The sequence below is a fragment of the Novosphingobium sp. PhB55 genome (assembly GCF_004368805.1).
GTDB lineage: Bacteria > Pseudomonadota > Alphaproteobacteria > Sphingomonadales > Sphingomonadaceae > Novosphingobium.
The window spans coordinates 180563-205914 of record NZ_SODQ01000004.1; the positions used below are offsets into that span (position 1 = coordinate 180563).

Below are 25352 nucleotides of genomic sequence, written 5' to 3' on the forward strand. Positions count from 1 at the left end.
ATGGCCCGGCCGGATTTACAGTCTGGCCAGCGCGCTTTCCCGCAAGGCGCGCGCCCGCAAGTCGCGGGGGCTGGAACCCAGCATCTGCTGCGAAAAATGGGACAGGGCGGATTGCTCGGCAAAGCCCAGCCGGCGTGAAATGACCTGCAATTCGACGTCCGTTCGCCCGATGTAATAGGCCAGGTAATCGCAGCGGACCTGGTCCTTGATCCGCTGGAAACTCGTCCCTTCATCGTGGAGGCGCCGGTTCATCGTGCGGGGGTGAAGCGCCAGCAACCGCGCGACGCGTTCGCTGGTGCATTCGTTGGTGCTGAGCCACTGCATGACGATTCCACGCACCCGCGCGCTCACCGAGGGACGGACATCCCGGAAGGTCGAGCGCAAATGGGCGATGGCTTCGGTGCGGGCGTGGGCATCCGCGTCATGGATGGGGAAAGCCATGTCGGCGGCGCGGAAGGCTATGCCGTCCTCGGTGCGGCAGAAACGCACCTCGCAGCCGAAATAGCGGCGGTAGCTGCGCAGTGTCGCCAGGTTGCCGTGCCGGAAATGCACTTCCCTGGCCCGCGCCCGGCCGCCGGTGAGCACCATGGCGCCGAGGTGGCCCAGCAACATGAGTTGCTCCACGGCCTGACAGCGGCCCAGCAGAGTGCCGACCAGCACGTCGTGTCCCAGGAAGACATGGGCGCCGGAAGCGGTCGCGGCTTTCCACACCCGGGCAGCAAGCGAGTGGGCATTGTTGTGGACCACCGCCAGCGTCGTGGCTTCGCCGAAAGTGCGGGCATGGGCCATGAGCGTCCCGAGCCGACCGTAGACGCCGCGGCCGCCCTGCCGCAGGGCGAGCCGCATGCCGAAGTCGGCCGCACCCAGTTCCCGCGCGGCGCGGTCCACCAGGGCCATCCACTGCTCGTAAGAGGCGGCGCCTTCCCGTTCGCAGTCGGCTTCGTCGAGCCCGGATCCGGCCAGCATGACCTGCGGCTGGCCGCCCAGTTCGCGGACGAGTTCGGGAAAGTGGCGCAGCAGGCGCGCGCCCAGCAGATGGCCGCCGGTTTCGCTGTTCGAAGCCCTTCCGCCCTGAGGAGCCGGGTGCCTTGCTTCCATTTCCATCCGCAAACCTCGAACGATGGGGGACACGCCTTTCCGGCATGCTTTCTCCGCGCGTTTCGATCAAGCGTTCGCGCGCCTCCACCGCGTTTCATCGCCTGGCCGAAGTCGGAACGCGCGCCGGACGGATTGTCCCGATCCAGCAAGTCGGGCGCGGGAATGCCCGGCAAGGCTCTGGCGGTCCGGCCGGAGTCGGCTGCGGGGGTGCCAGATCCGATCACGGGGTCAGGCGCAACAGGGGAGAGTGTCATGGCTGAAGCGCGTTTCGCGGGCGCTGCATCGTTTTATGGATTGATGGCGGCAGTGCTGATGTTTCCGCAAGTCGGACATGCGCAGGATCAGGCCGCGCCGCAGCCGGCAGCCGCCTCCTCCGAGATCATCGTCACCGCGCAGCGCCGCGCCGAACAGTCGCGCGACGTGCCGATCAGCGTCACCTCGCTGGGGGCGGAGCAGTTGGCGACTGCCAATGTCCAGCAGCTTTCCGATACCGCGCGGGTAACGCCGGGCCTGCGTTTCGACAGCCAGGGACCCGCGGTGCAGCCCACCATTCGCGGCGTCGGCACGGCCATAACCACTTCGGGCGGCGGTCCCAATGTCGGCATCTATGTCGATGGGTTCTTCCAGGCCAACACCTACATGTCGGACTTCGACCTGCTCAACGTTCGCAATATCCAGGTGCTGAAGGGACCGCAGGGTACGCTGTTCGGCCGCAACACCACGGGCGGCGCGATCCTGGTGACCACGGCCGATCCCAGCACGGATACCGGCGCGGAGGCCAAGGTCAGCTATGGCCGCTTCAATGCGCTGAAAGCGCAGGCCTATGCCACCTTCGGCATCAGCGACCGCGTCGCGATCGACGTGGAGGGGCTCTATCGCCGCGGCGACGGCTATTTCACCGACCTGGCCACCGATGACGACGATATCGGCAGGTACGAAAACTGGTCGCTGCGCGTGGGCATGAAGGCCGATCTGACCGACGACGTCTCGCTGCTGCTGCGCTGGGTCCATGCGGAAACCGACGATCCGACCACCCAGCTGGTGAACGCCTATGTCGACAAGAGCGGCGGCGCGGGCTTCCTCGACAAGGTTTCGCCCGCCGGTCAGGCGATCTACGGGGCGTCCAGCTCCCAGGGGCTGCCGCTGGTCTATTTCTATGCGCCGTCATCGACTTATGCCACCAAGCCGGGGCAGGTCCTGCTCAACACCCCGGTCGATTTCCGCACCAATTCGGACGCGCTTCAGGCAACCTTGAAGGCCGATCTGGGCCTTGCGGAGTTCACCTCCTACACCCAGTACCGCAAGGACCTGTCGCCCTATCACGGCGATCTGGACGCGACGGCGCTGCCGTTCTTCAACATCTTCGTCGGCGTGAATGACGAGACCTGGAGCCAGGAATTCCTCGTCAATTCGAAGGCGGGATCGCCATTGCAGTGGACGGCGGGCCTCAACTATTTCCAGATCCGCGACACTTGGGACATCGGCGCCAGTTTCGGCGGATCGCCCTATGGCCCGTTCGGCGGATCGAGCACGACGACCAAGTCCTACGCCGCATTCCTGGACGCGACATATGCGGTGAGCGACCAGCTGTTCTTCACGCTGGGCGGCCGGTACAGCCATGACACGGTGGGCGACGCCTACTTCGTCACCAACGCGACGACCACGTCCTACATCGGGCCGGACGGTCTGCCGGTGTCCTATTCGGGCGGCGCGGGCGTGCGCATCCCGGTCAACAGGCTGAAAAACGACAGCTTCACGCCGCGCGTGGTGGTCCGTTACAAGCCCAGCGAGGAATCGAGCGTCTACGCATCGTGGACGCGGGGCTACAAGGCGGGCATCCTGAACGTCGGCGGCTATTCGCAGCAGCCGGTGAAGCCCGAGAAGATCGACGCCTTCGAAGTGGGCTTCAAGTACGACGATCGCCGCTTCTCCGCCGATCTTGCGGGCTTCTACTACGATTACAAGAACCTGCAGGTGTCCAGCTATCAGAATGGCGCGGCGCAGATCCGCAATGCGGCGTCCTCGGAAATCTACGGGTTGGAGGCGCAGCTTCGCTACAAGGTCAGCGATGCCTTCTCGCTGCTGGGCGGCGCGGCCTGGACCCATGCGCGGTACAAGTCGTTTACCAACGCGCCCTATTATAGCTATTGCGATCCGGCGATTGCGGACCTGAGCAATGCGATGGCCTGCATCCCCACCGCTCTGGGCGGTTTCGGACCCGGCGCGATCACGCAGACCTCCACCGACGCCTCCGGCTACAAGATGCAGCGCGCGCCCGATTTCACGGGCAATATCGGCGCCAGCTACCGGCTGGACCTCGCCGGCGGCGGGCTGACGCTGTCGGGCAATCTCTACTACACCTCCAGCTTCTATTTCGATCCCGAGCAGCAGTTCAAGCAGAAGGGCTACGAAGTGCTGGCGCTGCGGGCGGAATGGACCGATCCGTCGGAGCGCTACACCGTGGCGGTGTTCGGCGATAACGTGACCAACACACGCTATCGCACGCAGGTGCTGTTCAACACGCTGGGGACGGGCTCGGTCTGGAACGCGCCGGTGACCTACGGCATCCAGCTGGGCGCGAAGTTCCGGTGAAGGCCATGCGCCTTGCGCCCGCCAGCGGCGAACGGCAGCTCGAACTGGTGGAGCTGCCGGCAGCGGAGGCTCTGAGGCCGGGCGAGATACGCGTCCGGGTGCACGGCGCCTCGCTGAACTTTCGCGACGGGCTGGTGATCGGGGGCGTGTTTCCCTCGCCGCCGGGGCTGATCCCGCTGTCCGACTGCGCGGGCGAAGTGGTGGAAGTCGCTGCGGGCGTGACGCAGTTTGCCCTGGGCGACCGGGTGGTCAGCACCTTCCACCCCAATTGGCGCGACGGCCATGTCTACCGCGCCGAACTCGACAATGCGCCGGGCGGTCCCGCGAATGGCTTCGCTTGCGAGGAAGCGGTGCGTCCGGCCTCGCACTTCACGCGCGCGCCGGGCAATCTCTCGCTGGTGGAAGCTGCATGTCTGCCCTGCGCGGCCGTGACGGCATGGCGCGCGGTTGTTACGGATGGACGCGTCAGCCCCGGTCAGCATGTGCTGGTGCAGGGCACCGGCGGCGTTTCGCTGTTCGCGCTGCAATTCGCCAAGGCGGCGGGTGCCACCGTCATCGCCATCGGTTCGACCCCGGAAAAGCAGGAGCGCCTGCGCGAACTGGGTGCGGACCATGTGATAGACCGCATCGCCACGCCGGACTGGGGAGACGCCGTGCTGGAACTGACCGGCGGCCTAGGCGTCGAGCATGTGATCGAGGTGGGCGGACCCAATACCCTTGCGCAAAGCTTCAAGGCGGCGCGGACCGGCGGCCACATCGCGATCATCGGGGCGGTAGCCGGGTTCGATGTCGATACGATGCCCTTCGCCGCGGTCCAGGCCAAGCGCCTCTGCCTTCAGGCGGTGACGGTCGGCAGCCACCGCGACCAGATCGAGATGGTTCGCGCGATCGAGGCGCATGATATTCATCCGGTGATCGACCGGGTGTTCCCGCTTCACGCCCTGGAAGACGCCGTCGCGCACATGCGTTCGGGCCAGCAGGTGGGCAAAATCTGCATCGAAATTTGAATGAATTCGGGCTGACACCGAAAACGGAGAGGACCAATGACGCCAGACATCCAGACCCTGCTCGACCGCGAGGCGATCCGCGATTGCGTTGCCCGCCTTGCGCGCGGTGAGGACCGGCGCAGCGCGGACCTGATCCGCTCCTGCTGGTGGCCGGAGGCGCGGTTCGACTACGGCGTCTATGCCGGCGATTTCGACGCCTATCTGGCCTGGGTCGTGCCCGGCGCCGATGCCATCAAGGATACGCAGCACCTGATCGGCCAGTCGGTGATCGAACTGGACGGCGATAGCGCGCGCGTCGAAAGCCATGTCTTCTCCTATCACCGCGTGGACATGGGGGAGGGAGATCGCGACACCTGCATCGGCGGCCGCTACCTCGACACGTTCGAGAAGCGCGACGGGCAATGGCGCATTGCCGACCGGGTGATGCTCTACGATTGGGAGCAGGACTGGGGCGCCGCCGCCGACTGGTCGAAGGGCGTGATGGGCTATCCCTTCACCGCCGAGCACTTCCCCGGCCGCGCCAAGGACGACTTCAGCGAGCGCTGGTTCGCCGGAGAAACGGCATGAGCGCGCCGCTGGCCGGCAAGGTCGCGCTGGTCACCGGCGCCAGCCGCGGCATCGGCAAAGGGATCGCGCTGGTCCTGGCCGAACAGGGCGCGACCGTCTACGTCACAGGGCGCACCGTGCGGGAGGGGGACTACTACCTGCCCGGCACCGTCGGTGGAACGGCCGCCGAATGCGATGCGCGCGGCAAGGAGAGCGGCGGGCGCGGTGTTGCGGTGGCCTGCGATCATGGCGACGATGCCGCCGTGGCCGCGCTGTTCGAGCGGATAGCCGCCGAGCAGGGACGACTCGACATCCTCGTCAACAATGCCTTCACGCTCTCGGACGACTTGTTGGAGCCCAAGGCCTTCTGGGAAAAACCGCTCTCCAACCTGGAGATGTGGGACGTGGGCGTGCGGTCCAACTACGTGGCGGCCTGGCACGCTGCCAGGATCATGGCGCCGCAGAAATCCGGGCTGATCGTGGCGATTTCCGGCTTCGCGGCCGTCACTTACACGTACAGCGTGATCTTCGGCACGTCCAAGTCGGCGGTCGACCGCATGGCGCGCGACATGGCGATCGAACTGGAACCGCACGGCGTCGCCTCGCTGACGCTCTGGCAGGGCTTGACCTTGACCGAGAAGGCGCAGGACAATCTTGCCAGGATGGGCGACAAGATGACCGCCTCGATCACCCAGATGCACGGCAGCAGCGTGGAGCATCCGGGCCGGGTGATCGCCGCGCTGGCCGCCGATCCCGCTGTGATGAAGCGCTCCGGCGGAGAATTCGTCACGGCCGAACTCGCGCAGGAATACGGCCTGACCGACGTGGACGGCCAAGTGATCCAATCCGCCCGCGCCTCGCGCGGTTCGCCCCTATGGAAGCCCATTGCGGAGGTAGACTACCGTGGCAAGTGACACCCCCCGAGACCGCGCGGCGCGGTTGGACGAACTGCTGGACAAGCAGGACATTCGCGAATGCCTGGCCCGCTTCTCGCGCGGGATGGACCGGTTCGACCGGGACATATACCTCTCGGCGTTCTGGGACGATGCGACGATGGCGGCCGGGCCTTTCGTGGGGTCGGCGGCGGATTGCTGGGACTGGGCGGTGCCGATGCACGAGGCCGGGCAGATCCTCACCCATCACGCGCTGCTCCAGACCACCATCGATCTCGACGGCGACACCGCCCATACCGAAACCTATTATCAGTTCGTCGGCCGCAATCGCGGCGAGCTGCTGTGGATCGCAGGCGGCCGTTACATCGACCGGCTGGAGCGGCGGGGAGATGTCTGGCGGATCGCGCTGCGCACCAATGTCATCGAATGGGGTTCCATGCCGCCGCCTATGGCCGTTCCCTTCTCCGACGTTCCGGGCATCGCGCTGAACGGCGTGTCCAGTCGCGACAAGGACGATCCGTCCTACCAGCGGCCGCTCGTCAACCGCCGCGCGCCCAGCAATCCGGCAAGGAAGTGAGCGAGGTGGGCCGGATCTCCGACGGACTTGTCGGGAAAGTCGCGGTCGTGACCGGGGCCACGCGGGGAATCGGCAAGGGCATCGCCTGCGCGCTCGCGGAGCATGGCGCGACCGTCTACGTCACGGGCAGGACGACGGGCGCGGGCCAGAACCCCTTGCCGGGAACGCTTGCGGAAACGGTGGCGGAGGTGGAGGCACGCGGCGGCAAGGGCGTGGCCGTCGCGATCGACCTCAAGGACGACGCGCAGATCGCCGCACTGTTCGCGCAAGTGCGCCGGGACGAAGGGCGGCTCGATATCCTCGCCAACAATGCCATGGCCATTCCGGAGGCCATGACCCGCCGCGACGGGTTCTGGGAAAAGCCGCTGGATGCGTGGGAAATCTGGGATACCGGCATGCGTGCCGCCTATATTGCCGCCTGGCATGCGGCGCGGATCATGGTGCCGCAGGGTTCCGGCCTGATCGCCGCGCTCTCCGGCTATGTCGGCGTGACCTATACCTACGATGTCGTGTTCGGCACCACCAAGACCGCCACGGACCGGATGATGCGCGACATGGGGCACGAGCTGCGCGATACCGGCGTCAGCGCCGTCTCGCTCTGGCAGGGCTTCACGTATACCGAGCGGGCGAGGGAAAACCTGAAGACGGTGCCCGGCATGGCCGGCCAGCTCAACAGCGCGGTCGGCTCCTCGCCCGAGTTCCCGGGGCGGGTGATCGCCGCGCTGGCAATGGACCCGCAGGTTCAGGCGCGGTCGGGCGGGACTTTCATCAATGCCGAACTCGCCGCCGAATATGGCGTGACGGACAAGGACGGCCGCACGATCCCCTCGCTGCGCGAAACGCGCGGGGCGCCGCTGTGGAGCGCCGGCGAAACCACCTGGAGCAGGCCATGACCGAACGCCGTTTCGATGGAAAAGTGGCCGTCATCACCGGCGGTGCGCGCGGGTTGGGCCGTGCCTATGCCGAACTGCTGGGCGGGCTGGGCGCGCGGATCGTGGTCGCCGACAACGGCAGCGCGCTCTCGGGCTCCGGATCGGATGCCGGCCCGGCCGAGCAGGCCGCCCAGGCCCTTCGCGGCGCCGGGTGCGAGGCGGTGGCCTGCACCGAGAGCGTGGCCACGGAACCGGGCGGCAAAGCCATTGTCGAGGCCGCGCTGGATGCCTTCGGGCGGGTCGACGTGGTGATCCACAACGCGGGCAACAACCGCTTCGCGATGCTCGACGAGATCAGCTACGACGATTTCCGCAGCGTGGTGGACGTGCACTTGCTGGGCGCTTTCCACGTCGTGCGCCCGGCTTTCGAGCGCATGGTGAAGCAGGGCTACGGCCGGGTGGTGCTCACCGGGTCGATCGGTGGGCTCTATTCGATGCCGAGCGTGGTCAACTACGCCGTGTCCAAATCCGGCATGATCGGGCTGAACAACATCGTCGCCATCGAGGGCGCGGCGCATGGGGTGAAATCGAACATCATCCTGCCGGGCGCGGTGACGCGCATGGCCGAAGGGCTGGATACCTCGCAATATCCCGCGATGGGCCCGGAACTGGTCGCCCCGGTAGTGGGCTGGCTGGCGCATGAAAGCTGCTCGGTGACGGGCGAGATGTACGTCTCGATGGGTGGCCGCGTGGCCCGCGCCTTCATCGCCGAGACCGAGGGCGTCTACCGGCCGGACTGGACCATCGACCGCGTGGCGGCGGAAATCGGCGAGATCCGCGACATGTCCCGCCAGTGGACCTTCCACCCCGCCGAGGACGGTTTTTCCGAGCATATGGCGCGCAGTTTCGAATTGGTGCGCCGAGGCGTGGAGGCGGGCTAGGCGTTCGGTTCCATCGTTTGACGGCCGTGCGGAAAGGTTCGGCTCAGGCGGGTTGAGGCGCGCGGCTGTCGACCAGCCCGGCTTGGGCAAGGGCGCTCCAGAAGCTCTCGGGGATCGGCGTGGACATCAACGCCAGCGCGGCATCCAGTTCGGCCTTCGTGGCGATGCCGGGAATCACGGCGTCCACGATCGGATGGCGTACCGGAAACTGCAATGCCGCCGCCGCCAGCGGAATGCCGAATTCGGCGCACAAGTCTTCGATGCGGCCCACCCGCGCGATGATATCGGCAGAGGGCGCGCCATATTCGTAAGGCGCGGGCAGGCCATTCCGCACCCCGCGCGCGAGAATGCCGGAGTTGAAGGGTGCCCCGGCGACGATGCGCACTCCGCGCGCGGCGCATAGGGGAAACAGGCGATCGAGCGGCGATTGCTCCAGCAGGGTATAGCGCCCGGCCAGCAGGATGACGTCGAGATCGGCGTGGTCCAGGACTTCCTCGCAGACCGCGGTTTCGTTCACGCCGAGCCCGATCGCGACCACCGCGCCGCCGTCGCGCAGTTCCTGCATGGCGCGCAGGCCCCCGTCCAGGAACTGCCGCATCCTTTCGGCATGGTCGGCACCATGGGCATAGCTGCCGATGTCGTGTGCCAGCAGGATGTCCACGCGATCGCGTCGCAGGCGTTTCAGGCTGGCCTCGTGCGAGCGCAGGACGGCGTCGTAGCCGTAGTCGAACACGCTTTCGAAAGGCTCGGGCGAGATGAAACCCTGGCGTAGGGCGGTGAGATCGGCAAGGGGGGCCGGATCCAGGCGGCGGCCGACTTTCGTGGAGATGACGGCTTCACCTGCCGGGTCCAGCGTGGCCAGCGCTTCGCCTAGCCGCTTTTCGCTCAGCCCGAAGCCGTAGTGCGGTGCAGTGTCGAAGTAGCGCAGGCCCGCCTCCCAGGCAGCCTCGATCACCGCGAAGGCCTCCGCGTCGGGGACCGGGCGATAGAGGTTGCCGATCGCGGCCGAGCCGAAGCTCAGCGGTGCCGGGAACGATTGCGTCGCCATGGTTACTCCAGTCCGTAGAATTGACGTGCCGCGCCTTCGAACAGGCGTTGCCGGTCGGCCGCGCCAAGATCGCCCACCAGCATCAGGGTATCGTCGATCCAGTCGGCATAGCTGTCGCCCATGTGCAGGAGCACGGGCCAGTCGCTGCCCCACATGGTGCGCGCGCCGAAGCATTCGAACACATGCGCGGCATAAGGCGCCAGTGCGGCGGCGTCCTGCCCCTTTGCCTGCTGCGTGCGCAGACCCGAAAGTTTGCACCACACGTTCGGCAGCCGGGCGAGGGCGGCAAGGTCCGCGCGCCAGGGGTCCATGGCAAGGGCGGCCGCGCCGGGCTTGCCGGCGTGGTCTATGACGATGGGAATCTGCGGCCAGGCCTCTGCGAAGCGGGCGAGGGCGGGCAAGTGCCGCGGCTCGACGAGGGCATCGAAGCGCAGGCCCTGCTCGGCCATGGCCGCGATGGCGGGGTGCAGTTCGTGTCGCAGGAGCCATTCGCTGTCGGCCAGGGCCTGGAGCATCGGACGCAGGCCCACGCACTTGGGGCGCCGGGCCAGCGCGGCGATGCGCTGCGGCGCGCAGGGCGCGTCAAGCGCGGCCCAGGCGACGATGCCCAGCACCATGGGTTCTTCGGCGGCAAGGGCGAAGAGCCAGTCCGTATCGCGGTCGTCGGGCTGGGACTGGACGAGCACCGTGCCCGCAAGATCGACACCCGTGGTGGCCGCGGCAAGGTCGGGCGGAAGGAAATCGCGGTTCAACAGTGGCCAGTCGGCATCGGGCCAGCTACATTCCGGCGCTGAAATGCGCCAGAAGTGCTGATGCGAATCGAGAATGCGCGGACGCGTCACCGGCGCCGCCCCGGATGGGGCCGACGGCGCGCCGCGGCTCTGCAGCGGGTCGTCCGAAACGCGGCGGTCATGTCCTCTCCCTTGCCTTCCGGCCTTGCGCCCTGAATAAACATACGACATCATACAACATGCGATGCGGCTGTCCATGCCGCCCTGACAAATCAAGACGAAAGGATGCCAAGAATGAAACTCTGCCGCGTCGGCGAAGCCGGAAACGAGCGCCCAGCGATGATCGATGCCGAGGGCGGCATCCGCGACTTGTCCGGCCATGTGGGAGACATCGATTCCGGTGCGATTTCGTCGGACGCCTTGTCGCGCCTTGCCCAGATCGACCCGGCTTCACTGCCGCTGATCGAAGGCCCCGTGCGCTATGGCCCTTGCGTGGGCGGGACGCGCCAGTTCGTCGCCATCGGCCTCAACTATGCCGACCATGCCGCCGAATCCAACCTGCCGATCCCCGAGGAACCGGTGGTCTTCAACAAGTGGGTGAGCTGCATCCAGGGGCCGAACGATCCGGTGACGATCCCGCGCGCCTCGCGAAAGACCGATTGGGAAGTCGAACTCGGCGTGATCATCGGCACAGAGGCCTACCATGTGGACGAAGCTTCGGCGCTCGATCATGTCGCGGGTTACTGCGTCGTCAACGACGTGTCGGAGCGTGAGTGGCAGCAGGAGCGCGGCGCCACCTGGGACAAGGGCAAGGGCTTCCCCGGCTTCGGGCCGATCGGACCCTGGCTGGTCACCGCTGACGAAGTGGGCGATCCGCAGGCGCTGGGCATGTGGCTGGAGGTCAATGGCAAGCGTGTGCAGGACGGCAGTTCCTCGACGATGATCTTCACCGTCGCCCAGATCGTGTCCTACCTCAGCCAGTTCATGACGCTGCTTCCCGGCGACGTCATCACCACCGGCACCCCGCCGGGCGTCGGCCTCGGCCAGAAGCCGGAGCCCTGGTACCTCAAGGCGGGCGACGTGGTGACCCTGGGCATCGAGAAGCTGGGCACGCAGCGGCAGGAGTTCGTCGCGATAGACTGATTGACAGCATGCGCCCCATGCGCTTAATTCATCATACGTATTACGTGATGATGGAGAGAGTATGGGGCGTCTTGCTGGTAAGACTGCACTGGTGACGGCGGCCGGACAGGGTATCGGCCGCGCCAGTGCCGAAGCGTTCCTGCGCGAAGGCGCGCGGGTGATCGCGACGGACATCCGCGCCGATGTGCTGGCGGACTTCGAGGGTGCGGAAACGCTGGTGCTCGACGTGACCGACGCCGATGCCGTAAAGGCTGCTGCGGCGGCGCACCCCGACATCGACGTGCTGTTCAACTGCGCGGGCTTCGTCCATCCCGGCACCATTCTCGACTGCGACGAGGAGGCCTGGGCCTTTTCCAACGCGCTCAATGTCACGGCGCAATACCGCATGATCCGGGCCGTGCTGCCGCAGATGATCGCGCTCGGGCGGGGCTCGATCATCAACATGTCGTCGGTGGCATCCAGCGTGAAGGCCGTGCCCAACCGCTTCGCCTATTCGACCACCAAGGCGGCGGTGATCGGGCTGACCAAATCGGTCGCGGTGGACTTCGTCACTCAGGGCATCCGCTGCAATGCGATCTGCCCCGGCACGGTGGAAACGCCCTCGCTGCTCCAGCGCCTGCGCGACACCGGCGATTTCGAGAAAGCCTATGCGGAATTCACGGCAAGGCAGGCGATGGGCCGCTTCGGCCGACCGGGGGAGCTGGCAGCGCTCGCGGTCTATCTGGCCTCGGACGAGTCCGCTTTCACCACCGGCGGGATCCATGTGATCGACGGCGGCTGGACCAGCTGATTCCGCACAAGAACAAGAATCCGGGCAAGAACAAGAAAAGGGAGACGGAACTATGATCGAGGCCCGCCGCATCGCGCGCCTTCTGGCCCTGCTGGCGGCGGGCGCCAGCGCCCTGCCGGCCATCGCCCAGGAGCGCGCCGTCGAAGTGCACGTCTCTCCGCAAGGCGACGACCGCAATCCCGGCACGGCGGCGCGGCCGGTCCGCTCGCTTCCCCGCGCACAGGCCCTGGTGCAACGCAGCAATGCCAAGGCGGATGTAACGGTGCTGCTGGGAGAGGGGACCTACCGCCTGGAGGCGCCGCTCTCGTTCCGGCGCGGCGATGGAGGGCTGGGCGGTCATGCGGTGACATGGAAGGCGGCGCCGGGCGCGCATCCCACGATTTCCGGCGGCATGGCGGTGACGGGGTTCAAGCCTTACGATGCGGAGCGCCGCATCTGGGTCGCGGACGTGCCCAAGGGCCTCGATACCCGGCAGGTCTGGGTCGACGGCACGCTGGCGGAGCGGCCCTGGGTGGAGATCCGCGCTGCAGACGTGAAGTTCGATGCGCAGGGCTTCAACGTGGTGAACCCCAAGCTGGACTGGCTCTCCACGCTGGCCCGGCCGGACCGGGTGGAGCTGGAGGCGACCGGCTTCTTCACCGATCGCTTCTCTCCCGTGAAGGCCATCGCGGGCGGCCGCGTGACGATGCAGCAGCCCGCCTGGGACAACAACACCTGGGGCTACGACACGATCTCCAAGCCTATCTTCCCCGACGACAGCCGCCTGTTCCTGACCAATGCGCTGGAATTCGTCGGCAAGGCGAACGAGTGGCACTCGCGTCCCTATCAGTGGGTGATCGACCCGCAGGCGGGCAAGCTCTATCTGCGCATGGGCCTGGACGAGGACATCGCCGGGCGCGAGGTGATCGTGCCCCGGCTGGAGGCGCTGGTCTCCATCGCGGGCACGCCCGAGGCGCCGGTGGAGCGGCTGCGCTTCGAAGGCCTGCGTTTTTCGCATACGAGCTGGCTCGGCCCCTCGCGCCCCACCGGCTATGCCAACCAGCAGAGCGGCGCGTTCCTCTACGAGACCTCTCCGATCCGCCCCGCCGATGCCTGGCAAAGCTGCGGCTGGGGCTGTACCGAGTTCGAATCGATGCGCCAGAAATGGCACCAGATGCCTGCCGCCGTGCAGGTCTCCGCGGCGCGCGACGTCACTTTTACGGGCAATACCTTCTCGCAGCTCGGCCAGGTGGCGCTCGGCATCGGCAATGACGCCAATGCCAACCTTTCGGGCGTGGGGCTGGCGGCGCAGGGTGTGCGTGTGACGCGCAATCGCTTCGCCGTGCTCTCGGGCAGCGCGATCATGGCGGGCGGCGTCCGGGTCGAGGCACACCACCCGGCCGATCCCCGCCTCGTCAACCGCGACCTCGCGATCGAGGACAATACGGTCGTCACCGTCAGCCAGGACTACCGCGACAACGCGGCGATCCTCACCACGTACGTGACCGGCGCGCGCATCGCTCATAACGACATCAGCGATGCCCCCTATGACGGGATCGCCGTCGGCTGGGGCTGGGGCTACAACGATGCGGGCGGCAACCCGAATTACGACGAGAACGCGAAGGGCTACGTCCACAACACCAGGTTCACCACGCCCACGACGCTGCGCGATACCGTGGTGGAGGGCAACCGCATCCACGGCGTGAAGACCTGGTTCATGGACGGCGGCGCGATCTACAACCTTTCGGCCAACCCGGACTCGGTGATCCGGGGCAATCACATCTTCGACATCGGCAACCGCATCGCGATCTATCTCGACGAGGGCTCGAAGCACTTCAGGATCGCCGGCAACGTCGTCGAGACGGGCGGCAAGTGGCTCAATATCAACACCGCGGGCGCCATGTACAAGCGGCGCATCTCCACTGACAACCTTGCCACCGGCAACTGGCACACGGTCAACACCACCGGCGGGCGCTGGCTGGAGGAGATCGGCAACGTCGCGCGGGACAATCCGCTGGTGCCCGACCGGAACTGGCCCGCCGAGGCGCAGGCCGTGATCGACGCGGCCGGGGTGCGCAAGTGAGCGGGGCCGGCCTTGACCGCCGTGCGCTGCTCAAGAGCGCCGGCGCGCTGGGTGCAGCCGCAGGGATGCCGCTGGGTTCGGCCCTGGCGCAGGAGGCGGCGGCGCTGCGCGTGGTCGATCTTCGCGCCGAGGGACTGGTCGCGCCGATCGGGCTCGACCAGCAGGACGTGCGGCTCTCGTGGCGGCTGGAAAGCGACCGGCGCGGCGTGACCCAGACCCGCTGCGAGGTTCAGGCCGCGTCGAGCGCCGCGCTGCTGGAGGCGGGCACGCCGGACTTGTGGCACGCGGGCGAAGTGCTCACCCGCCGCAGCATGGACATGGGCTGGCTCGGTGCGCCGCTGAAGTCGCGGCAGAAGGTCTACTGGCGCGTCCTCGTGCGCGACGATGCGGGCCTGCGCGCGACCAGTCCGGTCGCCACGTTCGAAATGGGCCTGCTCGACAAGGCGGACTGGCAGGCGCAGTGGATCGAGGCGCAGACCGAACTGGAACGCGCCGACCGCGCGGCCGGTTTCGTGTGGATGCGCGGCGACCGCACGGCGGACGAGTCCCCGCGCTTCTTCCGTCTCGCCTTCGATCTGGCAGAACCCGGGGACGTGACGCTGTTCACGGCGGCGAACTTCAAGTCGACGCTCTGGCTGGATGGGGCGCAAGTGGAAGTCCCCGTGGGTTTCAAGCGTTTCGGTATCGATCCGGTAGCGGTAACGACGCGGCAGCTGGCGACGGGGCGTCATGTGCTGGGCTTCCGGGTGGAAAATCCGCGCGGCTTCAATGGGCCGAAAATCCACGAGATCGCCGCTACCGCGATGATCCGTACCGCTGGCCGGCGCCTGACCAGCGAAACGATGCGTACGGCCGTCCATGCGCCCGAGGGGTGGTCCGAGGCGTCTTTCGACGATGCGCGCTGGGCCGCGGCGACCCGCTCCGCCGACCAGCCCCAGGCCTGGCCGAGGAGCGGTGCCTATATGCTCAGGCGTGAGTTCCGGCTGGCCAAGCCGGTGCGGCAGGCGCGGCTGCGGATGACGGCGCTCGGCGCCTATCTGGCGGAAATCAACGGCGCGCGTATCAGCGATGTCTGCCTTGCGCCGGAAAGCAGCGATTTCCGTTCCACCGCGCTCTACCGCACTTACGACGTGACGGCACTCCTGCGTCCGGGCGCCAACGCCATCGGCGCGATGCTGGGAGAGGGATGGTATGGCAGCTACCATGCCCCGGCCGGGCGCTATGCTTTCGGCAATCCGCCGCTGCGGCTGTTCGCGCAGCTCGAGGTCGAGCACACCGACGGCACCCGCTCGCTTGTCGCGACCGACAAGGATTGGCAGCTGCGCCCCGAAAGTCCGGTGACGCAGGCGGAAATCTACTACGGCGAGGATTACGACGCCCGGCTGGAGCAGCCCGGCTGGTCGCAGCCGGGGTTCCGGGGCGCAGGCTGGGTGCCCGTGCGGATCGGCGAGACCCCGCCTTGTGCGCTGGTCGCTCACGTCGGCCCGCCGATCCGCCCGATCGAGCGCATGGCGGCGAAATCCATCACCAGCTTCGACGGCGACCGGCACGTCATCGACTTCGGCCAGAACTTCGCGGGCTGGGTGGAACTGAAGGCCCGCGGGGCGACCGGGAAGCAGGTTTCGCTGCGCTTTGCCGAAATCCTCGGCGCGGACGGTCATGTCGATCAGGCGAACTTGCGGTCGGCGCGCTGCGCCTGCCTCTATACCCTGCGCGGCGATCCGGCGGGCGAGACGTACCAGCCGCACTTCACCTATTTCGGTTTCCGCTATGTCGAAGTCAGCGGACTGGGCCGCGCACCCACCGCAGACGAGATCGCGGGGATCGTCGTATCCAGCGCCTTGCCCGAAACCGGGCGGCCACTGATCGAGAACCGGATCATCCAGGGCCTGTGGCAGAACAGCCGCTGGAGCCAGCGCTCCAACTTCTTCGGCGTGCCTACCGACTGCCCGCAGCGCGACGAGCGGCTGGGCTGGACGGGGGACGCCAACGTGTTCTGGGACGCGGCGGCCTTCACCATGGACGTCGGCCCGTTCACCCGCCGCTTCATGGGCGACATGCGCGACGCTCAGGGGCCGCGCGGGGAATTCCCGGACTATGCGCCTTCCGGCTGGCGCGACCAGTTGCTCGGCGCCTCGCCGGGCTGGGCGGATGCCGGGGTGATCCTGCCCTGGACGGTCTGGCAGCGCTACGGGGACACCGCGATCGTCGAGCGCAACTGGTCGGCGATGACGCGCTACATGCGCTTCATCGCCGACAGCAACCCGGACCATGTCTGGCGTCACTTGCGCGGCTACGACTATGGCGATTGGGTGGCGCTGGACGCCAAGGAGCCGGGGGACGAGACCACGCCCAAGGACCTCATCGCGACGGCCATGTGGAAACGCTCGGCCGATGCCATGGCGCAGATGGCGCGCGGGGCGAAGCGCCAGCCCGAGGCGGAACGCTACGAGCAACTGGCGAAGGACATCACCGCCGCTTTCGCCGCGGCCTTCGTGCGGCCGGACGGCAGTGTCGGCAACGGGTCGCAATGCGGCTACATCCTCGCGCTGCGTTTCGGACTGGTGCCCGAGGGCCTGCGCGCGGCGGCGACGGCGAAGCTCGCAGCGGATATCCGGCGGCGCGGCACTTTGCTCTCGACCGGGTTCCTGGGCACGCCGTTCAGCCTCGATGCCCTGGCGGACCAAGGCGAGCATGCGCTGGTCTACGACCTGCTGCTGCGCACCGCCTTTCCCTCGTGGGGCTACATGATCGCCAAGGGCGCGACCACGATCTGGGAGCGCTGGAACGCCGACATGGCGGACGCTTCGATGAATTCGTACAACCACTATGCGCTGGGCGCGGTGACGGGTTTCGTGTTCCGCCGCGTGGCCGGGATCGACCCGCTCGACGCGGGCTTCCTCAAGTGGCGCTTCGACCCGGTGCTGGACCCGCGCCTGCCGCGCGGTGGGGCAAGCTACGAAAGCGTGCTCGGCCGTATCGTCACGGAGTGGAGCAACGCGGCCGGGCAGTTCGATGCGCGGCTGGTGGTGCCGGCGAACTCGCGCGCGGAAGTCTGCCTGCCGGCCGGCTCGGCCGATGCCGTTCGCGAGAGCGGGCGCGCGCTCCCGGACGCACCGGGCGTGGAGATCGTCGGCATGCGCGGCGATCGCCTGGTGATCGAGGTCGGTTCGGGCGAGTACCGTTTCACGGCCCAGGGCCCCTCGTCCCGGAGCTGATCCGGGGCGAGGGGGACGCTCAGGGCCGGGTCGTCCAGTTCCAGGTTACGGTATCGATCAATGTCCCGGCGCGCGCTTCCACGCGGTTGCTGCCCGGCGCGAGGTCCACCGTCCATGCGGCGATATGGTCGTCCACCGGCACTTTCGTCCAGGCGCCGCCGTTGAGGCGCATCTCGACTTCGGGGCGGTTGGTGAAAGCCTGCGCCACGACGCGCTGCGTGCGCTTGTTCACGTCGCGGCGGCTGGCGAGGTGCAGCATCGGCGTGTCCGACCAGTTCGCCTGATACCAGTACCAGGCATCCTTGCGCGTCTTGCGGTCCTCGGTGACGAGGCCCTTGTCGTTGATCGCGGGACGATCCCCCTCGTTGCGCTTGAACGAGGGATAGTCGATGCCCACCCACACGAAGCTGGACCAGAGGAACGGCCGCTTCTTCATCTCGCGCCAGTGCTTGATGTGGAAGTCGGTCTGGTACTGCTCGGGGTGCCAGTAGCCGTTCGATTCCGGGCGCTTCATCACCGGGTCTTCCTGGTGCAGCACACTGGCGCCCGCGCCGTATTCGCTGACGCCGAACGGCCGCCCCGGCATCTTGGCGTGAAGCGCGTCGGCCCAGGGGCCGATGTCCTCCGAATTCGTCCAGTACCAGCCGAAGTAGCGGTTGTAGGACACCGTATCGCTGTGCTGCGCGATGGGATCGCTGTCGTCGAGGCAGCAATGCGCGTAAGTTGTCGGACGCGTGGGATCGAGGGCTCTTGCCGTGGCCTGGAGTTCGGACAGAATGCGGTTCGAAGCTGCATCCGACTTGCGGATCTCGTTGCCGATGCCCCAGAGCGCCACGGAGGGGTGGTTGCCGGTCTGCGCGATCAGCTCGCGCATCTGTTCGACCAGGTTCTCGCGGAAGGCGTCGGAAGGATCGTGATCGTCGATCAGCGGCACTTCGGTGAGCACCAGCAGCCCCAGTTCGTCCGCGCGTTCGTAGACCCGGCTCGGATGCTGCATATGCGCCAGGCGCAGGCCGGTCGCGCCCATCTCCGCGAACAGGCCCAGGTCCTCGTCGATCTCGGCATCGGTCACGACCGGGCCGCGGCCGAAGCGGGTGGGCAGTTGCAGGTTGACGCCGTGAAGCGGGTAGGGCGCGCCGTTCAGCAGGAAGGTGCCGTCCTTGCGCACCGCCACGGTACGCACGCCGAGCGGTACGCTGGCGCTGTCGATCACGCGGCCGGATTCGGCGATCTCGGTGACCACGCGGTAGAGATAGGGGGCCTTCACGCCCTGCCAGAGCCGCGCATTGTGCAAGGCCAGCGACTGCTCGATGCTGGTTTTCTCACCTGCCCCAAGCATGACGGTGCGCGAGGCGCGGGCGACGACTTTGCCTGCGGCGTCGAGCACGCGGGTGTCGAGGCTGAAGCGTGCAGCCGAGGCCCGCGCGTTGCTCAGCGCGGCGGTGAGCGCCACCGCCGCTTCGCGGCCCTTCAGCGAGGTGGTGCGGACTTGCACGCCGGGTCCGGCATGGTCGAGCCGGTCGAACGCGAGCGCGTCTTCCTCGATCAGGCCGACCGCGCGGGCCAGGCCGCCGAAAACGTTGAAGTCGCCGTTGAGCGGGGCGATCTGCGTGTCGCGCGCATTGTCGACGCGCACGGCCAGGACATTGTCCCCGCTGCGCAGAGCCTCGGTGGCGTCGAAGCGGAAGGCGCCGTAGCCGCCCTTGTGCTGGCCCAGCCGGCGGCCGTTCAGCCAGACCTCGGCCTTCAGCGAAACTCCGCCGAAGTTCAGCAGATAGCGCTTGCCCGCTTGCGGGCTGGCCGCAAAGCCGAGGCGGTACCAGGCCGGGCCGCGATAGTAGACTCCCTCCGGCTCGCCGCGCGCCTTGGCGCCGCCGATGCCGGAGTCCTGCGCATTGTAGGTGTGCGGCACCGAGACGCTCTGCCAGGCGCGGTCGTCGAAGGCGGGGGCCTCGGCACCGGCGGCATCGGACTTCACGAAATGCCAGCCCTCGGCCAGCGGTCGCTCGCTGGCGGCCAGCACGGGAACCGGCGCTCCGGCGAGAAGCAGGCCGAGCAGGGGGCGCAGGGATCTCTGGATCATGGTCGGTCTCTCAGGCGAGTTTCACGACGGCGCCGATGGCGATGTCGCTGCTGGCGGTGGCGCGGATCGCTTCGCCGCGCGCGTGGGGGGATCGCAGGCCATCGACCATTGCGCCGGCCACGTCGTCGAACAGCACGGCAGGGCGCGCGTCGGGCGCGGCGACATCGAACGTCACGTCGTGCAGCACCACGTTGCGGGCATGGCGCACGTAGAGGCCGTGGGCCGGGAACGTGCCCATGAAGCTGGGTTCGAGACTGGAGGCAGGCCGTTCCGGGATGGCGCGGGCGGCGTCCTCGGCCGTGCCGCCGCCTGCCGCGCGAACGTGGACGTCGGAAAAGGTCACGTCCTCCACCGGCGCACCGGGATTGCCGACGATGCCGCAGGCATAGGGACCGGGCGCGCCCGAGACGTTGATGCCCGAAAACCGCACGCGGCGCACTTTCGAGGGTCCGGTCCCCACGGGCGCGCGGTTGCGCGCGGCGAGGCGGACGAAGATCGGATGGTTCACGGGATTCTTCAGGTTGATGTCGCGGAAGGTCACGTCCTCCAGAATGCCGCCGTCGATCGCCCCCAACTGCAATCCGCGCGTGTTCTCGCACGTGCAGTCCGCGATCAGGATATTGCGGAAGCCGGTGGCGGAATCGGTGCCGAGCTTGATCCGTCCGAGCACGCCCACGTCGTCCACCGAGCGATAGGGCGAGGGGCGATACGTGCCGTCCACCAAGGAGCCGAGGTCGTAGCCGCTGGTCTTGCAGCCGATCACCGATATCTCCTCGCAGAACACCGGCGCGTTCAAGGCATAGCTGCTCTTGAGGACGATGGCGTCGTCCTTCGGGGCGTTGACCGTGCAGCCGGTCACCCGCACGTCGCGGCAGCAGTCGATGTCGATGCCGTCGCGGTCGGTATCGACGGTGAGATTGTCGATGGTGACGCCCTGCGATCCCAGCACGTAGCAGGCGAAGTGACCGCCTTGCAGGATCGTGAAGTCGCGCAGCAGCACGTTGCGGCAGCGCTTGAGTGCCACGGCCTTGTTGCCGCGCCCTTCGTAGGCCATCTCGCGCGGGATGGCGCGGCGGGCGGCATCGGGGGACAGGCCCTGCTCGCGGGGGGATTTCCAGCCTGCGATACCGTGCCATCGCGGCGCCGGTCCCTCGCGGTCCAGCCCGAGGCCGTGGATCAGGCCGCGCCCGATGATCGCAACGTCGCTCAGGTCGATGCCGTAGATCAGCGCATTGCGGAAATGGGCGACGCCGTAGTCTACGTATTGCTCCTCGAAGACGCCTTCGGGGAGGTCGTACCCGCCCTTGTGACGGCGCGGGTCGGCCGCCTCGATGACGCTGCCGGGCATCAGCAGCAAGGTAACGTGGCTGCGCAGGCGTATCGAGAAGCACAAGTAATGGCCGGGAGGCACCACGACGGTGCCCCCGCCCGCACCGCTCGCGGCGGCAATGGCGCGGTTGAACGCGTCGGAATCGATGGCCGCCCCGTCGCCTCTGGCGCCGTGGTCGCGAACGTCGTGGAATCCGGAAAGAGCGCCTGCCGCGCGCACCGGCACGGCGCTCATCGCAAAGGCCGCGCCAAAGCCGAGCGTCACGGCGCGGCGGCTGAATTCCGCCCGTTCGATAACGCGGTCCATTCCTGCTCCCTCAAACTTATGTTGTATGACGTATTACATAAGCGAGGGGCGCTGCCAACTCTTTCCGGCCGGTTACACCAGCATGTCGCGGGTAATATCCTTCACCAATGTCACGCCGCTCAGGGCCATCGTGACTTTCATGCCCTGGGCGATGAGGTCGAGCAGCCTGGTCACGCCGGCCTCGCCTTCCGCCGCCAGCGCGTAGATATAGGCCCGCCCCAGCAACACGCCGCGCGCGCCGAGCGCCAGCATGCGCACCACGTCGAGGCCGGTGCGGACGCCGCCGTCGACCAGCACGGTCAGTTCGTCACCCACGGCATCGGCGATGGCGGGCAGGGCCTCCGCGGTCGAGATCGCGCCGTCGAGCTGGCGGCCGCCGTGGTTGGAGACGATCACCCCGTCGGCGCCGAGCCGCACCGCGTCGCGCGCATCGGCCGGATCGAGCACGCCCTTGACGATCATCTCGCCCTGCCAGAAGTCGCGGATCCATTCGAGGTCGGACCAGGTGATCGATGGATCGAAGTTGGCACCCAGCCAGCCGATGTAGTCGGCAAGGTCGGTCGGCTTCTGCCGGTAGTGGGAAATATTGCCGAGATCGTGCGGTCGGCCCAGCAGGCCCACGTCCCAGGCCCAGCGCGGGTGCGTGACCGCTTGCAGCATCCGGCGCATCGGCGCGGCGGGGCCGCTCATGCCGGAATGGGCATCGCGGTAGCGGGCACCCGGCAGCGGCATGTCCACGGTGAACACCAGCTTGGTCACGCCCATCGCCTGCGCCCGTTCCAGCGCGTGCCGCATGAAACCGCGGTCCTTCAGCACGTAGAGCTGGAACCAGATCGGCGCGCCGCTGGCCGCGATCACGTCGGCCAGCGGGCAGACGCTGACGGTGGAGAGGATATAGGGCACGTTCGCCGCCCGCGCGGCGCGGGCCACCTGCAATTCGCCGCGCCGCCGCATCATGCCGCCAAGCCCGATCGGGGCCAGCATGACCGGCATGTCCATCGTCTCGCCCAGGATCCGGGTCTCGAGGCTGAGCGCGGAGACATCGCGCAGCACGCGCTGGCGCGGGCGCACGGTTTTCAGCGCCGCGCGGTTGGCGTCCATCGTCTCCTCGGAGAAGGCCCCGCCATCGACATAGTCGAACAGGAACGGCGGCAGGCGGCGGCGCGCCGCTTCGCGAAAGTCGAGCGGAGAGGAAACGATCATGAAGGGTCCCTGAGACTGCGGTCGGGATTGAGGTGAAGCACGAGGTCGGCCCGGTCCGGCATCTCGGCGAGGATGTGGCGGGTAAGGCGCTCGTAATGCTGCACGAAACGGTCGAGCGCGGGGTCATCCATGACCTGCGAGCCTTGCGCTTCGCCGCGGGCGATGCGGTCTCGCAGGACGTCCTCCTGCTGTCCGCGCCAGCCGCGCACAACCTCGAAGCCGGGCGCAGCGAGCAGGACGAGACGGTCGATGCGCGCGAAAAGCGCCGCGTAAGTGCTTTCCAGCAAGCTGTTCACATGGCCGCGCCAGACGGCGTCCGGATCCTCATCGCGTTCGAGGGCGTTGATCGGCGCCGCCAGCGCGGATTCGCCTTGAGGGCGGGCAGCCAGGCACCAGCCTTCGAAAACGAGCAGGTCTAGCCCGGCGGGAACGGGATCGCCGGTGGGCACGGGTTCGTCCCGGCCCTTGTCGAAGCGGGGCAGGGTGACCGGCGCACCGGCGCGGATGGCGTCGAGCAGGGCAGTGCCGCGCGCGGCATCGTGTGTGCCGGGTACGCCGCGCGTGGCGAACAGCGGATGGACTTCGCGCGCCAGATCCGCGCGCGCGGCGCGGCCGAGGTAGAGGTCGTCGAGGGAGAGGACCGCGACGCGGCGGCCCAGCGCCTCTATCCGCAACTTGAGGTCTTCGGCCAGCGTGGATTTGCCCGAGCCCTGCGATCCGCAGAGGCCCAGTACCAGTGGGCCGCTGCGCGGCGCCTCCAGCCAGCCCCGGACGGCCGCGGCGACCCGCTCAGACGACTGGGTCAAGCAGTGGTTCCCCCGCGAAGAAGCGGTCGAGGTTGTCAGCGACTTTCATGCCCATGGCGGTACGCGCCTCGATCGTCGCGCTGCCGAGATGCGGCAGCAGGACGACATTGGGAAGGTCGACGAGCGCGGGGTGGACCTTGGGTTCGGCTTCATAGACGTCGAGGCCCGCGGCGGCGATCTGCCGGGCAGAGAGGGCCTCGGCCAGCGCCGCTTCGTCGATCAGGGTGCCGCGCCCGGTGTTCACCAGCACGCCGTGGGCAGGCATTCGCGCCAGCAGGGCGGCATCGACCATGTGCCGCGTCTCGGCGCCGCCGGGCGCGTGAAGGGACAGCATGTCGGCGCGCTCGGCCAGTTCGCCGAGGTCCGCGAAGTAGGCGTCTTGCGGCATGTCCGGCGCAGGGCGGCGGCTGTGGTAGGCGATGCGCATGCCGAAAGCTTCGGCCCGCTTCGCTGTCGCCCGTGCGATCCGCCCGAATCCGACGAGCCCCAGCAGCTTGCCCGAAAGCGACTGGCCGACAAGGTGCGTCGGCCGCCAGCCCGTCCATGCCCCGGCGCGAAGCTCGCGCTCGCCTTCTCCGGCGCGGCGGCTGGCCATGAGCAGCAGGGTCATGGCGATGTCCGCGGTGGCCTCGGTCAGGACGTCCGGGGTATTGGTGACGGCAATGCCGAGGGCGCGCGCGGCGGCGAGATCGATGTGCTCGAAGCCGGCGCCGTAATTGCCGATGATGCGCGCGCGGCGATCGTCTACTTCCATGACCGCGCGGGTGATGCGGTCGGTGACGGTGGGGCAAAGCGCGTCATGCTCGCGCATCGCCGCGGCCAGTTCGGCCTCGCCCAGCGGTATGTCGGTATCGTTCAGGGTGACGTCGTAAGCGGCGGCAAGCCGGGTCTCGACCGCTTCCGGCCAGCGGCGGGTGAGCAGGATTTTCGGCTTCGCGCTCATAGCAGCCCGCGCCCCGCCAGGTTGCGCATCAGGGCGCCGGCGCCGAAGTCCCAGGGCGCGCAGCGGTCCGTGGCGGTCACCCGGTTCACCAGCGCGCCCAGCGGGCCGGCGGCGATTTGCACCACGTCGCCCGTCTTGTGCGTGAAGCCATGCCCCGGCTCGTCACGGTCCTGCGTCGGCGCGAACAGCGTGCCCAGGAACAGGACCAAGCCGTCCGGATAACGGTGATGCGCGTTGCGTGCCTGCGCCGCGAGGTCTGCCGGCGCCCGGCTGATCTCGCGCATTTCCGAACGTCCCTGCATCACGAAGCCATCCTCGCCGGTCACTGTCAGCGTGAGGCTTAGGGTCTCTACCGAGGCAAGGTCAAACGCTCCGTCAAACAGGCGCACGAACGGCCCTATCGCGGCAGCGCCATTGTTGTCCTTGGCTTTTCCGAGCAGCAGGGCGGAGCGGCCTTCCACGTCGCGCAAGTTGACGTCGTTGCCCAGCGTCGCGCCGACGATCCGGCCATCCGAGGCGATGACGAGCACCACTTCGGGTTCCGGATTGTTCCAGGTCGAGGCGGGGTGGACGCCGATTTCGTGGCCGGTGCCTACGCTGGCCATGGGCTGGGCCTTGGTGAAGATCTCCGCATCGGGACCGATACCGACTTCGAGGTACTGGCTCCAGGCGCCGGCCTCGATCAGGGTCCGCTTGAGCGCCATGGCCTCGGGCGAGCCGGGCCGCAGGGCGCGCAGATCGTCACCGACGAGGCCTCGGACTTGCGCGCGGATCCCGGCGGCGGCCTCGGGATTGCCGCGCGCGCGTTCCTCGATCACGCGTTCGAGCATGGACGTGACGAAAGTGACGCCCGCCGCCTTCACGGCCTGGAGGTCTATCGGCGAAAGCAACCAGGCGCGCGCGGCATCGCGCCTTGCCGGATCGCTGTTGGCAAGGATCGCCGCCAGCGGGCCGAGGTCCTCGCCCTGAGCCTGGCGCAGAGCGGTTGCCGGATCGGCTGCTTCGCACAAGTCGCGCGCCGTCGGGAAAGCGGCGCTGATGTCGGTCACGCGTTCGCCGTCGATACGCACCAGCGAGGGGCCTTCCGCCTCGGGCCGCCAGACGCGGCCGAACAGCAGGGCGTGGGGGTCGGCCGGGAGGATGGCCGCGGGCGAGAGGTCCAT

General features: G+C 67.9%; 20 protein-coding genes. 11 read left to right on the plus strand and 9 right to left on the minus strand.

Annotation, left to right across the window (positions count from 1 at the left end):
* Positions 1-15: 15 nt before the first annotated feature.
* Positions 16-1098: an AraC family transcriptional regulator ligand-binding domain-containing protein gene (locus EDF57_RS11085; protein WP_166675247.1), complete on the minus strand. Its 1083-nt coding sequence runs from the start codon at positions 1096-1098 to the stop codon at positions 16-18.
* 252 nt (positions 1099-1350) lie between these two features.
* Between EDF57_RS11085 and EDF57_RS11090 the strand changes: the two genes are divergently transcribed.
* Genes EDF57_RS11090 through EDF57_RS11120 form a run of 7 tightly spaced genes read left to right on the plus strand, consistent with a single transcriptional unit; the run spans position 1351 to position 8526 of the window.
* Positions 1351-3690 carry a TonB-dependent receptor gene (locus EDF57_RS11090; RefSeq protein ID WP_243841009.1) on the plus strand — a complete coding sequence of 780 codons (2340 nt, stop codon included), beginning with the start codon at positions 1351-1353 and terminating at the stop codon, positions 3688-3690.
* Between the two features lie 5 nt (positions 3691-3695).
* Positions 3696-4697: an NAD(P)-dependent alcohol dehydrogenase gene (locus EDF57_RS11095; RefSeq protein ID WP_208324847.1), complete on the plus strand. Its 1002-nt coding sequence runs from the start codon at positions 3696-3698 to the stop codon at positions 4695-4697.
* A gap of 36 nt (positions 4698-4733) precedes the next feature.
* A complete protein-coding gene (locus tag EDF57_RS11100; RefSeq protein ID WP_134094282.1) occupies positions 4734-5264 on the plus strand; it encodes a nuclear transport factor 2 family protein in 531 nt (176 codons plus the stop codon).
* The gene (locus EDF57_RS11105) at positions 5261-6157 is read left to right on the plus strand and encodes an SDR family NAD(P)-dependent oxidoreductase (protein ID WP_134094283.1); all 897 of its coding nucleotides are present in this window, start codon (positions 5261-5263) and stop codon (positions 6155-6157) included. Before EDF57_RS11100 ends, EDF57_RS11105 begins: the two co-directional genes overlap by 4 nt.
* On the plus strand, positions 6147-6713 hold the full coding sequence (locus EDF57_RS11110) for a nuclear transport factor 2 family protein (RefSeq protein WP_134094284.1): 567 nt from the start codon (positions 6147-6149) through the stop codon (positions 6711-6713). The genes EDF57_RS11105 and EDF57_RS11110 overlap by 11 nt, the downstream gene beginning before the upstream one ends.
* A 5-nt stretch (positions 6714-6718) precedes the next feature.
* Positions 6719-7606 (plus strand): SDR family NAD(P)-dependent oxidoreductase, encoded by an 888-nt coding sequence (locus tag EDF57_RS11115; RefSeq protein WP_134094285.1) that lies wholly within the window; start codon positions 6719-6721, stop codon positions 7604-7606.
* On the plus strand, positions 7603-8526 hold the full coding sequence (locus EDF57_RS11120; RefSeq protein ID WP_134094286.1) for an SDR family NAD(P)-dependent oxidoreductase: 924 nt from the start codon (positions 7603-7605) through the stop codon (positions 8524-8526). Before EDF57_RS11115 ends, EDF57_RS11120 begins: the two co-directional genes overlap by 4 nt.
* A 43-nt stretch (positions 8527-8569) precedes the next feature.
* Here the strand turns inward: EDF57_RS11120 and EDF57_RS11125 are convergent, their stop codons facing one another.
* Complete coding sequence (locus EDF57_RS11125) at positions 8570-9574, minus strand: aldo/keto reductase (protein ID WP_134094287.1); 1005 nt, start codon at positions 9572-9574, stop codon at positions 8570-8572.
* A gap of 2 nt (positions 9575-9576) precedes the next feature.
* Positions 9577-10416 (minus strand): amidohydrolase family protein, encoded by an 840-nt coding sequence (locus EDF57_RS11130; RefSeq protein ID WP_243841010.1) that lies wholly within the window; start codon positions 10414-10416, stop codon positions 9577-9579.
* 183 nt (positions 10417-10599) lie between these two features.
* Between EDF57_RS11130 and EDF57_RS11135 the strand changes: the two genes are divergently transcribed.
* The 4 genes from EDF57_RS11135 (at position 10600) to EDF57_RS11150 (ending at position 17518) form a co-directional block, all read left to right on the plus strand.
* Positions 10600-11448, plus strand: coding sequence for a fumarylacetoacetate hydrolase family protein (locus EDF57_RS11135; protein WP_134094289.1), 849 nt, complete (start codon positions 10600-10602; stop codon positions 11446-11448).
* Between the two features lie 61 nt (positions 11449-11509).
* Positions 11510-12238, plus strand: a complete 729-nt coding sequence (locus EDF57_RS11140) for an SDR family oxidoreductase (protein ID WP_132266962.1) — start codon at positions 11510-11512, stop codon at positions 12236-12238.
* Between the two features lie 52 nt (positions 12239-12290).
* Positions 12291-14300 carry a right-handed parallel beta-helix repeat-containing protein gene (locus EDF57_RS11145; protein ID WP_134094290.1) on the plus strand — a complete coding sequence of 670 codons (2010 nt, stop codon included), beginning with the start codon at positions 12291-12293 and terminating at the stop codon, positions 14298-14300.
* Positions 14297-17518 (plus strand): alpha-L-rhamnosidase, encoded by a 3222-nt coding sequence (locus EDF57_RS11150; protein WP_243841011.1) that lies wholly within the window; start codon positions 14297-14299, stop codon positions 17516-17518. The genes EDF57_RS11145 and EDF57_RS11150 overlap by 4 nt, the downstream gene beginning before the upstream one ends.
* Before the next feature lie 19 nt (positions 17519-17537).
* Here the strand turns inward: EDF57_RS11150 and EDF57_RS11155 are convergent, their stop codons facing one another.
* The 6 genes from EDF57_RS11155 to EDF57_RS11180 form a co-directional block, all read right to left on the minus strand.
* Positions 17538-19601, minus strand: a complete 2064-nt coding sequence (locus tag EDF57_RS11155; RefSeq protein ID WP_134094291.1) for a glycoside hydrolase family 2 TIM barrel-domain containing protein — start codon at positions 19599-19601, stop codon at positions 17538-17540.
* Positions 19602-19611: 10 nt separating this feature from the next.
* Positions 19612-21237 carry a glycosyl hydrolase family 28-related protein gene (locus EDF57_RS11160; RefSeq protein WP_134094292.1) on the minus strand — a complete coding sequence of 542 codons (1626 nt, stop codon included), beginning with the start codon at positions 21235-21237 and terminating at the stop codon, positions 19612-19614.
* Positions 21238-21309: 72 nt separating this feature from the next.
* Positions 21310-22440: an FMN-dependent L-lactate dehydrogenase LldD gene (gene lldD, locus EDF57_RS11165; RefSeq protein ID WP_134094293.1), complete on the minus strand. Its 1131-nt coding sequence runs from the start codon at positions 22438-22440 to the stop codon at positions 21310-21312.
* Positions 22437-23246, minus strand: a complete 810-nt coding sequence (locus tag EDF57_RS11170; RefSeq protein WP_134094294.1) for a kinase — start codon at positions 23244-23246, stop codon at positions 22437-22439. Before EDF57_RS11170 ends, lldD begins: the two co-directional genes overlap by 4 nt.
* Positions 23230-24189, minus strand: coding sequence for a D-glycerate dehydrogenase (locus EDF57_RS11175; protein ID WP_134094295.1), 960 nt, complete (start codon positions 24187-24189; stop codon positions 23230-23232). The genes EDF57_RS11170 and EDF57_RS11175 overlap by 17 nt, the downstream gene beginning before the upstream one ends.
* A complete protein-coding gene (locus tag EDF57_RS11180; RefSeq protein WP_134094296.1) occupies positions 24186-25352 on the minus strand; it encodes a fumarylacetoacetate hydrolase family protein in 1167 nt (388 codons plus the stop codon). Before EDF57_RS11180 ends, EDF57_RS11175 begins: the two co-directional genes overlap by 4 nt.